The 13,585-nt window shown below is 46.9% G+C and carries 13 protein-coding genes; 8 read left to right on the top strand and 5 right to left on the bottom strand.

The annotated features are described in order from the left end of the window. Positions 1-99: 99 nt before the first annotated feature. The gene (gene rpsN, locus V7R88_RS08550; RefSeq protein WP_003640872.1) at positions 100-369 is read right to left on the bottom strand and encodes a 30S ribosomal protein S14; all 270 of its coding nucleotides are present in this window, start codon (positions 367-369) and stop codon (positions 100-102) included. A 266-nt stretch (positions 370-635) separates the two neighbouring features. On the opposite strand from rpsN, the gene V7R88_RS08545 reads away from it, so the two are divergent. Beyond that, on the top strand, positions 636-1,490 hold the full coding sequence (locus V7R88_RS08545) for a methyltransferase domain-containing protein (RefSeq protein ID WP_057717461.1): 855 nt from the start codon (positions 636-638) through the stop codon (positions 1,488-1,490). 347 nt (positions 1,491-1,837) lie between these two features. On the opposite strand, the gene brnQ is transcribed toward V7R88_RS08545, so the two are convergent. Next, entirely contained in the window at positions 1,838-3,187 is a 1,350-nt protein-coding gene (gene brnQ / locus V7R88_RS08540; RefSeq protein ID WP_057717462.1) for a branched-chain amino acid transport system II carrier protein, read from the bottom strand. A gap of 333 nt (positions 3,188-3,520) precedes the next feature. Continuing rightward, positions 3,521-4,168 (bottom strand): NAD(P)-dependent oxidoreductase, encoded by a 648-nt coding sequence (locus V7R88_RS08535; RefSeq protein ID WP_057717463.1) that lies wholly within the window; start codon positions 4,166-4,168, stop codon positions 3,521-3,523. 291 nt (positions 4,169-4,459) lie between these two features. Between V7R88_RS08535 and V7R88_RS08530 the strand changes: the two genes are divergently transcribed. Both V7R88_RS08530 and V7R88_RS08525 read left to right on the top strand, forming a co-directional pair. Continuing rightward, positions 4,460-4,972, top strand: a complete 513-nt coding sequence (locus V7R88_RS08530; RefSeq protein ID WP_003644616.1) for a tRNA (cytidine(34)-2'-O)-methyltransferase — start codon at positions 4,460-4,462, stop codon at positions 4,970-4,972. Between the two features lie 112 nt (positions 4,973-5,084). Further along, on the top strand, positions 5,085-7,472 hold the full coding sequence (locus V7R88_RS08525; RefSeq protein WP_057717464.1) for a DNA translocase FtsK: 2,388 nt from the start codon (positions 5,085-5,087) through the stop codon (positions 7,470-7,472). Between the two features lie 309 nt (positions 7,473-7,781). On the opposite strand, the gene V7R88_RS08520 is transcribed toward V7R88_RS08525, so the two are convergent. Together V7R88_RS08520 and V7R88_RS08515 are read right to left on the bottom strand one after the other, a co-directional pair. Beyond that, on the bottom strand, positions 7,782-7,901 hold the full coding sequence (locus V7R88_RS08520; RefSeq protein WP_003645940.1) for a DUF4044 domain-containing protein: 120 nt from the start codon (positions 7,899-7,901) through the stop codon (positions 7,782-7,784). Between the two features lie 75 nt (positions 7,902-7,976). Continuing rightward, positions 7,977-8,936, bottom strand: coding sequence for a magnesium transporter CorA family protein (locus tag V7R88_RS08515; RefSeq protein WP_057717465.1), 960 nt, complete (start codon positions 8,934-8,936; stop codon positions 7,977-7,979). A gap of 115 nt (positions 8,937-9,051) precedes the next feature. Here V7R88_RS08515 and V7R88_RS08510 point away from each other — a divergent pair, with 115 nt between their 5' ends. The 5 genes from V7R88_RS08510 to V7R88_RS08490 all read left to right on the top strand — a co-directional run bounded on the left by V7R88_RS08510 (position 9,052) and on the right by V7R88_RS08490 (position 13,563). Continuing rightward, on the top strand, positions 9,052-9,420 hold the full coding sequence (locus V7R88_RS08510) for a DUF3397 domain-containing protein (protein ID WP_057717466.1): 369 nt from the start codon (positions 9,052-9,054) through the stop codon (positions 9,418-9,420). Between the two features lie 169 nt (positions 9,421-9,589). Further along, complete coding sequence (mraZ, locus tag V7R88_RS08505) at positions 9,590-10,015, top strand: division/cell wall cluster transcriptional repressor MraZ (RefSeq protein WP_003644614.1); 426 nt, start codon at positions 9,590-9,592, stop codon at positions 10,013-10,015. 33 nt (positions 10,016-10,048) lie between these two features. Next, positions 10,049-11,008 (top strand): 16S rRNA (cytosine(1402)-N(4))-methyltransferase RsmH, encoded by a 960-nt coding sequence (gene rsmH / locus V7R88_RS08500; protein WP_013355690.1) that lies wholly within the window; start codon positions 10,049-10,051, stop codon positions 11,006-11,008. Positions 11,009-11,038: 30 nt separating this feature from the next. Next, entirely contained in the window at positions 11,039-11,425 is a 387-nt protein-coding gene (ftsL, locus tag V7R88_RS08495; RefSeq protein ID WP_003640861.1) for a cell division protein FtsL, read from the top strand. After that, complete coding sequence (locus V7R88_RS08490; protein WP_057717467.1) at positions 11,422-13,563, top strand: penicillin-binding transpeptidase domain-containing protein; 2,142 nt, start codon at positions 11,422-11,424, stop codon at positions 13,561-13,563. Before ftsL ends, V7R88_RS08490 begins: the two co-directional genes overlap by 4 nt. Positions 13,564-13,585 lie beyond the last annotated feature (22 nt).

Raw genomic sequence — 13,585 nt, 5'->3', positions numbered from 1 at the left:
AGGTTCCACAGAAGTCTGATGACAATTCTGTGGAACCTTTTTAATTTAACTGAATGGTGATGTTACTAATCATTAGTGAATATCACGCCAGTTGTCACTTTACCAGCTTGCTTTTTTAACACCTGGAATTTGACCAGCGTGCGCTAAGCGACGAAAGTTAAGGCGCGACATGCCGAACTTACGTAGGTAAGCATGTGGTCGACCGTCAAGTGAGTCGCGCCGATGAATACGCACGGGTGAAGCATTACGTGGTAATTTTGCCAATTCGGTATAGTTGCCAGCAGCTTTAAGTGCTTGGCGTCGTTCGGCATACTTAGCCACGGTTGCTTCGATGCGTTTTTCTTTCGCAATTTTTGATTTCTTTGCCATCTGAATGAGTCTCCTTTATGTCATTAAATTCATGCCATTCGGTAGCAAATTCATTTTGACAATTTAAGTCAGCCTTTAGAACAGTTAATAAGATACCACACCTAAATCGTAACAGCTACTATTTTGTCTGCCCCGATATGGTATGATTGAACATACGTCCTTTACACGATGTTGTCATCGTGAATCCATAGTTTCAGGTAAGCTGGAAAGCATCGCTTGGATATGGGACGCCTAATGATAAAATTAACCAAGGTAAGGTGACACCTGTGAAAAAAATTGACCGCGGCATCCAGTTTGTTCAGGCAAATATCGATCGCTTTCGATGCTTAGTTTGTAATCAAGCATACGTGACCATTGACGGCCACAGCTTATGTTGTTCTAATGGGCATCAAGTAGATTTTTCAAAAAAAGGGACGTTGTATTTTCTAACGCATCAAGTCGCTAGCGAGTACGATGCTAACATGCTGGCAGCGCGGCGCCGAGTTTTGCAAGCTGGTTTTTTCGGCCCCATTGTCCAAGCCATTAATGCGGCATTGCCAAAAACGGCGCAACGAATCTTAGATATTGGTAGCGGTGAAGGCACCCCCCTAGCTGATTTGTTGACAATGCATGCCAATTCTGAAGACGTGGGGATTGGTTTTGACATTAGTAAGGATGGGGTTAACTTAGCGACCCAATTGACGACGACTGCTTATTATTGTGTGGCCGATTTGGCCCAATTACCCTTTACCGATGGGGCATTCACGGCCATTATGGATGTCTTCTCACCATCCGCTTACCAAGAGTTTGAACGGGTCCTTGCGCCCGGTGGACAGTTATTGAAGATCGTGCCAAATCCTGAGTACTTAGTTGAACTGCGTCATTTACTATTTAAACCGACTGATCGACAGTATCAGTATGATAATCAACGGGTGTTAGATCTGTTTGCCCAGCACTATCCCACTGCTAAGCGGCAACGAATTCAATACCAAGTTGCGCTTGATAACATTGACTTTAACGACTTATTAGTCATGACACCGCTGCACTGGGGTGCGGATGCTGAGCAGCTCGCAACCGCTAAACGGCAGGGGTTAACTAAGATTACCGTTGATGTGAGTTTATTAACGATGCAAAAAGGTTAGCGCGGGTGCTTGCATGATTGAAACGCCGGTGTTAAGATAACCTTTGAGAAATCGTTTGGTAGTTAACATCGACATGTCGTTGGTGACTACCGAGTTGTACTTCATTAACGTAGCGTTTCGCCGTGCCCACACCGAAATACTACGTTTTTTTGTGTCTTCAAAAGCTGACGGTGAGGTGTGACCATGTGTTGCTATTGCATTCATACCAGTCCTGAATAATGCCATGATTCACCGGTGAGGTTCAATGGCAACCAGTCAATTGGCATGGCTCTCGTAATTTAAAGCGGACCTTCTGAAAAGTCGTGGATGGCTATCAGAAGGTCCGCTATTTTATATGTGACGCTATATTAATGCAATTTAGAAGCAGATGGTTGTTTACGGCTGATTAACCACCCTAAACCAAAACCTAGCAGTGCGGGTACACTCCAGCCTAACCCTAGATTGGCAAGCGGTAGCCACGCGTTGAGATGAAGCAAAGCTTGCAACCAGGATGCTTGTACCCAGGCGGATGGCATAGCGTTAATGCCGGCAAGAATGGCCGGAATCATGGTCCAGACAGTTGTCATTCCATATAACCAGCGGGACATCCCAAGCCATGGTGCCAGTACTGCCAGTATGATTAACACGATTGCGAGCGGGTAGAGAAACATCAGCACTGGGGTTGAATAAGTAATCATTTCAGTTAGCCCAACGTTAGCAAGAATGGCTGGAATGAGACAAGCGACGGTGATCAGCCAATGGTAGGAAATCTTAGGAAACATGCCATGCAACGTATCACCGAAAGCAGAAGTGAGGCCAATGGCAGTTTTTAAGCAAGCGATGATGACAATTAGAGCTAGTAAAACATTACCGAATCGGCCGAAGTAGGCATCGGCAATTTGAGCTAAGGTAATCCCCCCATTGGCAGCTGGAGCAAAGCGACCTAAGCTCATGGTACCCATAATCGCCAGCAGACCATAGATGACTGCCATTAAACTCATGCTGATTAGGCCTGCTTTAATGGTATCAGTTGCGATTTGCCCCGGATCACGGACACCGAGGTCGCGAATCGCATCAATCACGACGATGCCAAAAGCTAGCGAGGCTAACGCATCCATCGTGTTGTAGCCTTCAGTAAAACCAGTTAGAACTGGATGGCTGACATAGGCGCCACTCGCCGCGACGTTAAGTGATCCCAGTGGCTTAATGATAGCGACAAGCATTAAGGCACCTAATAATAGCAAAAAGATGGGTGTCAGCCACTTACCAACATAGGTCATAATCTTACCGGGATTACGAGCCAGTAACCAAGTGACGACGAAAAAAGCAACGGAGAAGCCCAATAGCACCACGGGTTGTAATTTGGTGGTTAAGAAGGGGGCCAGTCCAATCTGAAAGGCCGTAGTTGCTAATCGTGGCATTGCAAAAAGTGGCCCGAGGGTAAAGTAAAGCAGTACGGTGAAGACATACGCGTATGATCGGCTAACGTTTGTTGCCAGGTCAAATACGCCCTGACTGCGCGTCAGCCCCATGCCGATCACGCCTAGTAATGGCAGTCCAATCCCGGTGATCAATAGTCCGATAATGGCCGCACCAACGTGTTGGCCGGCTTGCTGGCCCAGAAAAATTGGAAAAATCAAGTTACCAGCACCGAAAAATAGTCCAAATAACATGGTGCCGATGAAGAGTAAATTCCGTCCTGATAAACGGTTATTCATGGTATCCCCACTTTCAAATAAACATGGCAATAGTTTAGCATGCTTTGGTGAAGAATTAATTAAAGGTCGGTGAGGGCGTTAACTGGCGGTGTAATGCAACCAACTGGTTAGTGACAATGTTGGCTACGACTGTCGCAATGAGGAGAGATGAGGCGGTGGCAGCACTTAGCTGTTAAATACTGCCAGCAATTGCGACACCACAAAATCCCGTCAGATTCTGGCGGGATTAATTGGTCTTATTTAAAGCGCGTCACAGTTAACTAAATTGCTCAAGTAGCGCTCGGCTTGTGGTTTGGCTGCCACTCGATATTTTAGCACTGCTAGGCAAGACGTTTACTGGTTAGCGACTGTAAAGCGTTCTTGATGATGTTTGGGCGTTTCCAGTTCGTTTAAAACGGCTACCGCCATCGTGCCACTATTGGTCACTGATTCACCAGTAGTGTTCGTCAGTAATGTGTCATGGCCGTACTGGGCCGGGGTAGCAGGACCTGCTGTGAAATTGGCGGCCGGGGAAATTCCAACCCAATCGACGTTGGTGACGGTTCGTAAGAAGGTCAGCTCGGCCAGTTGGTTTTGCGGAATAGCGACGAAGGCAGCATTGGCCGGATTACTTTCAATGTCGTGCACGAAGAGGTGTTGATCATCACCAGTTGTTAAACTACCGGCCCCTAAGATGAAGAGGAGACGTGGCCGCTGTTGTTCGCGGAGCTGAGCGATCAGCTTAGTTGCCAGATCCACGTGTCGGTAAGCCTTATCAGGACTAGTCGCCATTGCGTCAATGACCACGTCAACCGCCTGTAGCTCAGATAGTGTGAGATAAAAAGCGTCTTTAGCTTTGGTCTGCAAATTTGGGTTAGCCGGTAGAGCGGCTAGCTTTTCTTCAGAACGTCCGATGGCCACGACGGTGTGGTTCCGTTCAAGTGCTAGTTTGGTGATGGCTGAGCCAGCCATTCCGGTTGCGCCAATAATCATAATTTTCATAGATAATTCCTCCTCGAGTTATAAAATGATTCGAATGCTGCCTTGTACGTGTTAATCCGGCATGAATCATGATGACAACGTGTCAGGTTTAGATTGGTGTTCGTCAGCCAGTGTGCGTCCTGTTCCGCCCTCCGGCGCGTACGGTGATTAGTATAGGAAAGATTGGTTAAGAATGCGAACAAAGCGTTTTTTAGTTGCAAAGTTCGCTGTTGAACCATAGACATGGTATGATTAATAGGATTGCTATGAATGAACATGGCGTAGAGACTAATATGAATGAGGACGATTATTTTGACAAATCACATTGCGTTATTTGAACCGTTAATGCCAGCGAATACTGGTAATATTGCCAGGACGTGTGCCGGAACGGATACGGCCTTGCATCTGATTGAACCGTTGGGCTTCAAAATTGATGATAAGCACTTAAAACGGGCTGGCTTGGACTACTGGGATAGTGTCGATATTACTTATCATGCTGACTTGCAAGATTTTTTAGCTAGTATTCCTGATTTAAATCAGTTGTACTTAGTGTCTAAATTTGCTGAACATGACTATACGGATGTTGATTATAGTGATACGGGTAAGGATCACTATTTCTTATTTGGTAAGGAAACGACAGGGTTACCAGAACCATTTATGCGCAAATATCCCGAAAAGGCCATTCGGATTCCTCAAGATGATTCACATATTCGAGCCTTGAATTTATCGAATTCGGCTGCGATTGTGATTTATGAAGCCCTGCGGCAACAACAATTCCCGAACCTTGAACGGTCGCACCACTATGAAAATGATAAGTTGAAGTAACCAACAGAACGTGCACTAGCGCTAAACGTTAGGGTGCGTTTTTTGATGGGGACGGGGGAACTTGAGTTTGTTATAATGAAGACAGTATTAATTGAGAAAGGATGAACGAAGCGTGGCGCGTAGACAAGCAACAACAAAAAAGCGCCGGACCTCGACGCGCAAGAAGAAGCCGACGGTTGCGGCTAAGCGGCAGATGACGGGGAATGTCATTGGCCTGATTGGACTATTGGTCACGATCCTCGCCTTGTTGAAGGTGGGGTTAGTGGGCATGGTATTCGCAGAGTTTTTCCGAGCCATTGCTGGGAATGCCTACCAGATTTTTGCCGGGCTAACACTCCTCGTCATGGGATATTTGATGATTTTTGGTCGGTGGCCACGACTGACTTGGCGGTGGTGGGTCGGTGGTAACTTGTTTTTCTTCAGTTACTTATTGCTATTAGAGATCCCGATGTTTAATCAATTGAATCACCATACCGATTTTTGGTCGTTGACGTGGAATCTGATCAAAAATGATTTTGCCAAGGGGGGCATGGCCAGTAATCTTGGTGGCGGCTTAGTCGGCGCTGCTGGTTATAGTGTCACGTATCCACTATTGGCTAATGTCGGGACGATTTTGATCGCCTTGATCCTGATGGTTGCCAGTATCTACATTACCTTTGATTTGCCGTTCCATAAGACGATGCAAGCGTTGCGTCAGGCTTTGATACAAGTGGGACAGCAACTGCGATCCGGCTATGAATGGCTGGCCCACGTGCTGCGGGTCCAAATTGCCCGTTGGCGGGTTCACCAACAAGTGCGCGCCAATCAAGCGGCCAGTGCTGAGAAGCAACCGACGTCAACCGCACCGCAGTCAGCGGCACCCGCTGAGGCAACGAGTACCGCTCCCGCGGCCAGCTCGGTTGCCAGTGCGGCTACGAGTTCGCCCGCTGATTTAAATATCACGGTGGCTAGTGATCGCGAAGAACCGCCGGCTAAAACCCCAACTTCGGCTGCCACGGCTGATCATGAACAAGAACTCCAAGGGACCGAAGTGATGGATGATACGGATTACCAGTTGCCAGAATCAACATTGTTGACGAAGATTCCAAAAACGGATCAGAGTGCTGAGTACGCAACGATCGAGAGTAACTCGCAGAAACTAACAACGACACTGGCAAGTTTCGGTGTCCAAGTTGAAGTGAAGAATGTCAGCTTAGGGCCATCCGTAACAAAATATGAGTTACATCCAGCCGTGGGGGTCAAGGTCAGTAAAGTCGTTAATTTGGCGGACGACTTAGCGTTGGCGCTGGCGGCGAAGGATCTTCGAATCGAAGCACCCATTCCGGGTAAATCCTTGATTGGAATCGAAGTGCCAAATAAACAGATTTCAACAGTCTCGTTCCGGGATATCGTTGAGGCCCAACCAGCGCACCCGACCAAACCGTTGGCCGTACCGCTCGGCCGTGATGTTTCTGGTAATTTAGTCGTTGCCGACTTGTCCAAGATGCCGCACTTGCTAATTGCTGGGTCAACTGGGAGTGGGAAGTCGGTTGCCATTAACGTGATGATCACGGGGCTACTGATGAACACGAAACCAAGTCAAGTTAAGTTTATGCTGATTGACCCTAAAAAGGTTGAATTAGGGGTTTACAATGGGATTCCGCATCTGTTGACGCCCGTGGTCACGGAACCGAAGAAGGCAGCGCGGGCGTTGCATAAGGTCGTTGCCGAGATGGAGCGACGCTATGAATTGTTCGCGGATTCCAAGCAGCGTAACATGCAGGGGTACAACCAATATATCCGTCAACAAAATGCGGCTGATGGGCAGTCACGGCCCGTCTTACCATACATTGTGGTGGTCGTCGATGAATTAGCCGATTTAATGATGGTCACTTCGAGCGAAGTGGAGGATGCCATTATTCGCTTGGGTCAAATGGCCCGGGCGGCCGGTATTCATATGATTTTGGCAACACAACGGCCGTCGGTAGATGTTATTACCGGATTAATTAAAGCCAATGTACCGTCACGGATGGCGTTTGCCGTTTCAAGTGGGACAGATTCACGGACGATTATTGATAGTAACGGGGCTGAAAAGCTACTTGGTCGTGGGGACATGCTGTATCAGCCAATGGGCATGAATAAGCCACTGCGTGTGCAGGGTGCTTATATTTCTGACCATGACGTTGAAGAAGTTGTCAACTTTATCAAAGCTCAACAGACGGCTGATTATGACGATAGTATGCTGGTCAAAGATGACGAGACGGATGCCGCTGGTAGTGGGGACCCTCGCGATGGTGAGGATGAGTATTATGCCGAAGCTGTTGAATTGGTGACTGATCAACAGTCCGCTAGCGTCTCGATGCTCCAGCGACGGTTCCGTATCGGGTATAACCGGGCAGCGCGAATCGTCGATGAAATGGAGGAACGCGGCGTGGTGGGCCCTTCGGAGGGAAGTAAGCCACGTAAGGTTTACCGCCAAAAATCGGCTGACGAAGCGCCCGCGTCGGGTAATGACGCTTAGCGTCCAGTAAGATTGGTGGGCATCATTTGAATGGCATGACTTCACATGGTGGCGCTGCCGATACGATTGAATAATCGACGTTAAAGTAAAGGTTTCAATCGTTAGCCAGATTTGACTAACGGTTGGAACCTTTTTCAGAGACAAATGCGTGATTTTTTTAATTCACATTGTCCCAGAAGTTGGTGGCTAGGCTTGCCGACCATGGCTGAGTGATCCACCAGTAATAAAAAAAGTTACGCTTGTTGTGAGCAAGCGTAACTTTTTTCTTGGTAAGTATTGCAACCATTCGTGGTTCGCAAGGTGTTTAACCTAGAAGGTTAGTAAACCTAACCCAGATAAGGCGGTAAGCACCAATGACCCAATGGTAGAAATGATCATTAACCAGATAACGACCATCGTAATTTTTTGAAAAGTTGATTTTTTCTTCATTATGTTTGTATGCACCACACTTTACGAGTAATTCTTTCATAGTTTAACGTGGAATCAGTTTTTTTTCAATTGAAATTAAAAATAGTCATGGTTTCGTAAATATTCGATGCTAATAATGCAAAGGATAATCGTCCCCAACATCAGCCAAGTGAAGGAGTGAACGAGACCAGCACCAGGCAATTTGACGTTCATGCCATAGATTCCGCCGATAATCGTCGGAATCGTCAAAACCATCGTGAGTGAGGTTAAGAATTTCATGACATCGTTCAAATTATTGGAAATGACCGAACCAACTAACTGACTATATTGTTGCAAAATCTGATTGGTCGTATCAGCCATATCGCTAGCCTGCTGAGTCTCAATCTTAATATCATCGGTTAGTGATTGGTGGTTAGGCGCATTGAAGTGGGTGACCGATGCTTCAACCGCGTCAAGCGTGGGGGCATTCTGATTAAGGGCAGCTTTAAAGCGAATCAACGATTTTTGATAAGCCATGATCGTAAATAGTTCCTCGTTGTGGGTGGCCTGATTCAGGCGACTTTCCAAAGTGGTCGTACGGCGGTTGATTAACGCGAGCGCGGCGACGAAACTGTGTTCGATGTACCACATGATTGCTAGCACAAAGTCTTCATGATTATCCAGACTTAACTTAGAAGAGGCCGGGTCCATTACAAAGTCTTGAATAAAACCAGCTGGGTAATTGCTGACGGTAATGACAACTTGATCCACTAAAATCAAGGCGAAGGGGTAGACTTGGAATTCAAGGTAACCTAATTTACTGGTCGTGAGTTTGGGATACTGCATCACGATTAAGATTGGTTGGCCGGATTGCGTGTTGGTTAGCTGCTCGGCCCGCGAGACTTCTGCATCGTCAAGGATAGCAGTCAGGTAATCTTTAGGAAGATCAAATTGCGTCACCAGTTGGTCGATTTCGGCGGGGGTCGGTCGTTCAACGTTGATCCAGTATGGCTGGTCATGATGGTCATCCGGGGTGGTCAAGAGGCCATTTTTGCCAGTGGTAAAGTATTGTAACAACGGTCATCCCTCCAGTGATAGTTTATGTTTATTATAGGGCTGTCGCAGATGATTGAAAAGTTTAACGATAATCTCTATAATTTAACCCGACACTAATGGGGAGGCAAGTACGCATATGCGAGATTTATGGATCACTTGGTATGGGCAGCTGGTATTTTTAGCCGCCATTTCGATGATCGTTTTAGGCGCTAAACGGGTTGCACACCGTGTTTGGCCGCATGGATTAAGATTGTTAGATTTTTGGCCACCATTTTTAATTGTTTTCACCCACTTTCTGACACTGCAAGCAACGGATAGTTCGCTGGCACCGTACGAAGTGTTGTCCCTAATGATTTTGGGGATCGGTTTAACACTGATTGAAGCTGTTGAACGCGGAGAAATCCTTTACTGGCGCTTTTTTAAGCTCTATTGGCGGGGAGCGGAATTATTGACACTCGTCGTCTATATCCTAGCACTTGGCAGCCACTTCTTTTTAACATCGTAAAAATGTCCCCCACTAAGTCCCACCTAACGAAACTAACGTTAGGTGGGACTTTTTTTGATATTTTGTTAACAATTTGGAAAAGTAACAAAACGATGTGGTAGGAAGTGGGGGGGTGTGGTAGACTTGAATTATGTTTAATGAAAGGGGTTGATTGGCCGTGGCGTCTAAGATGTTTTTCGGAGAGTTTGAACATGCCTTAGATGCGAAAGGGCGACTAATCATTCCTGCCAAGTTTCGTGAGCTATTGGGCACTTCGTTTGTCATTACTCGTGGGATGGATGGTTGTATTTTTGGCTATCCCGCTGAACGGTGGGCAACGCTTCAAGCACAGTTAGATGATTTACCACTAACTCGCAAGGATGCGCGAGCGTTTGTCCGTTTTTTCTATGCTGCTGCTGCCGAATGTGAATTAGACAAACAGGGACGGGTCATGATACCTGCAACCTTGAGACAATATGCAAAGTTGGAAAAGCAATGTGTGATCGTCGGAGTTTCTGACCGATTTGAAATCTGGGGTGCCGAACACTGGCAACAGTTTGAGACGGAGACCGCAGCGAACTTCGATGATCTTGCAGAAAACTTAATTGATTTTTAAATAACAATAATAATTTAGGAAGGGGGCGCACGCGTGGCAACATTTGAACACACAACGGTACTTTTGCATGAAGCAATCGCCGCGTTAAACGTCCGGCCGGATGGCATCTATGTGGACTGTACGTTAGGTGGCGGTGGTCATTCTCGTGAAATTTTGCAACAGTTAGGTCCGGAAGGCCACTTGTATAGCTTTGACCAGGATCAAACCGCAATCGATTATAACCAAAGTAACTTAGCGACTTATCTTGAACGTGGTCAGGTCACGTTCATCAAAAGTAACTTTGCCAACTTGAAGACTGAACTAAATGCTCGGGGCCTTGACCACGTTGACGGGGTAGTTTATGATCTCGGCGTTTCGTCGCCACAATTTGATGATGCTGCCCGTGGCTTCTCGTATCAACATGATGCGCCGTTAGATATGCGGATGGATCAGAGTCAGAAATTAACCGCTCAAACAGTTGTCAATACTTGGCCCTATGCGGACTTGGTTCGTATTTTCTATCGCTATGGTGAGGAGAAGTTCTCTAAACAAGTCGCACGGTTGATTGAGCGTGAACGGGCGGTTCAGCCGATCGTGACGACGGGGCAATTGGTCGAAATTATTAAGAATGCCATTCCGGCAAGAGCGCGGCGAACGGGTGGTCATCCCGCTAAACGGGTTTTCCAGGCTATTCGAATTGCGGTGAATAACGAATTGGGCGTACTGGAGACTTCGCTCGAACAAGCGATTGATTTAATCAATGTTCATGGTCGTGTCAGTGTCATCACATTCCAATCGTTAGAAGATCGTCTCGTCAAGACGATCTTTAAGGAGCACAGCGATTTGCCGGAGCTGCCACCTGGTTTACCAGTTATCCCAGCTGAAATGCAACCAGATTACCGCTTAGTCAGTCGTAAACCGGTCGTGCCTAGCGATGCGGAAATCGAAGCTAATCGTCGTGCTCGCAGCGCCAAATTACGAGCCATCGAACGTTTAAAGATAACGAATAAATAATATTCAGGAATAATTAAAGGAGTGATTAAAATGGCCCAAAATGGATTAGCGCGGGAGTTGCCACAGCAAACTCCTGGCGCAACCACCCCGGTACATAAAACAAAAACCGTTGTGACCCCGAATCCGTCCATCAAGACGCAGCGAGTTGCTTTTTCATTATTTGAAAAAGTATTGTGTGTTGGTTTGAGTTTGGTGGTGTTTGGATTAGCCATTATGTTAGTTTCAACGAACATTGCAACGAGTAACGCACAAAGTCAGTTACAGACGGTGCAAACGAAAGTCACCAAAGTGCAGGCAAAAAATACGTCGGCCGCACAAGAAATCAGTGAACTTTCAAGTCGGAGCCGTTTAAATAAAATTGCTAAGCAGTACGGGTTATCGCTGAACAACGGTAGCATAAGGAATGTTTACAAATGAATAAGAACAAACAACGAATGACTTCGAAACGGTCACCAAAACAAAATCGTAGAATTTTTGGCCAATGGCTATTTTTTGGCGCGATTGCCGTCTTTGGTGTTTTGATCATTCGTTTTTCATATATCGCGATTGTGCGCCACGTCAACGGGGTCAATCTGGTCGAGGCCACCAAGAAACTTTATACGGAAGACCAGACCATCACGGCCAAACGTGGGACTATTTATACGGCTAACGGTGACCCAATCGCTGAAGATACTAGCACGTACACGGTCTACGCCATTATGGCGAAAAATCAGCAAAGTGCTAGTGGCAAGGCGCTGTATGTTAAAAACAACGTGAAGGCGGCGCGCGTCTTATCGAAGTATTTGCCAATCAGCTATAAGAAAGCCCTCGCGACCTTGCAAAAAGGCGCAGGTAAGTTCCAAATTGAATTTGGGACGGCTGGTAAGAATATTTCACTGACGACCAAGGAAAAGATCGATGCCCAAAATGTGGCTGGGCTGCACTTTATTGAATCTGAAGCGCGGCTCTACCCAAACGGCACGTTTGCCTCCCACTTGGTTGGGCTGACCACCTCCAAGAGTCAGAAAGATACCGATCAGACGCGGTTAACGGGGTCGATGGGCATCGAGTTGGCTTTTAACAAGCAGTTATCGGGAACCGATGGTCGCAAGACGATTACGAAGAGCGGATATCAAGGTAGCACTGAAACCGGTAAGAAGGTCAAGGATGGGGATAATATTTATACCACCCTCGACAGTAAACTACAGACATTGCTGGAAACAAAAGTGTCACAAGTTAACGACAAGGTCTCGCCTAAGTCAATGACCGCGACGCTGATGAACGCGAAGACGGGTGCGATTCTGGCCACGACGCAGCGGCCGACGTTTAATGCCCAAACGAAGACGGGGTTGTCTAAGATGTGGCGTAACTTGTTGGTTGAGGACACGTTTGAACCAGGATCGACGATGAAGGTCTTTACAATGGCAGCGGCGATCGACAGCGGCAAATACAACGCTAACGTGACCGTTCCGACTGGTGAATATAAAATCGGTAATAATACCGTTCCTGACTGGAATACGAATGGTTGGGGTAATATCACTTATGCTAAGGGGTTCGCGCTTTCAAGTAACACGGCGATGGCTCACCTGGAACAAAGCATGGGTTCCAAGACCTGGCTTAAGTATATCAAGCGATTCGGGTTGCGCGAGAGCACTAATAGTGGTCTTGACAACGAGCAAAGCGGTTCGATTCAATTTACGTATCCGATTGAACAAGCGGACACGGCCTTTGGTCAGGGGATCCAAGTGACCGCCATGCAGATGCTTCGTGGATTCACAGCGATTGCTAATCATGGTAAGATGTTACAGCCGTACTTTATTTCTAAAATCACTAACTCGAATACCAACAAGACGGTTTATACGGGGAAGAAGAAGGTTGTGAGCCAGCCAATCAGTTCGAAAACTGCCAGCAAGGTGTTGGATCATATGCAAGATGTCGTATACAAGTCATATGGGACTGGTTCATCATATAAGATCAGCGGGTATCGCATTGCCGCTAAGACTGGGACTGCCCAAGTCAGCAACGGGAGTACGTATGAGCAAGGCGACAACACTTATCTGTACTCAGTTGTCGGGATGGCGCCAGCTAAAAATCCAAAGTACATTATGTACATTACGATGAAACAACCGACGCTTAACGGGAGTTCTGCATCGGATGACATGGCGGAAATCTTTGACACCGTGATGAAACGGGCCTTGGAAGAACAAAAGGCTAGTGAGACTAAAGCGACGACAATCAAGATGAAAGATTTGACGAGCAAGACGACTAGTGCGGCTGAGAAAGCTGCTAAGAAGCAGGGACTCGACGTGGTCGTTGTTGGTAAGGGTAGTCGGGTCGTCAAGCAATCCATTTCTTCTGGTACCGTTGTTTCGAGTGGTCAACGTGTCATTTTGGTCACCAACGGGCAGATGTATATGCCGAACCTATCTGGCTGGTCGGCAAGTGAAGTCGCTGACTTTGCGACTTTGACCGGAGTTAAGCTCACGACGAGCGGGACGGGTTACGTCAAGACGCAAAGTGTGACTGCGGGCAATCCGATTGAAGCAAAGCAGGCAATTAGTGTGACACTGAAGTAGTTATCAAGTCTTAGAATGGAGA

It is taken from the genome of Lactiplantibacillus argentoratensis (assembly GCF_037290055.1).
GTDB classification, from domain to species: Bacteria; Bacillota; Bacilli; order Lactobacillales; family Lactobacillaceae; genus Lactiplantibacillus; species Lactiplantibacillus plantarum.
Note: the sequence above shows the minus strand (reverse complement) of the source record. Positions and strands in the feature narration are given on the sequence as shown.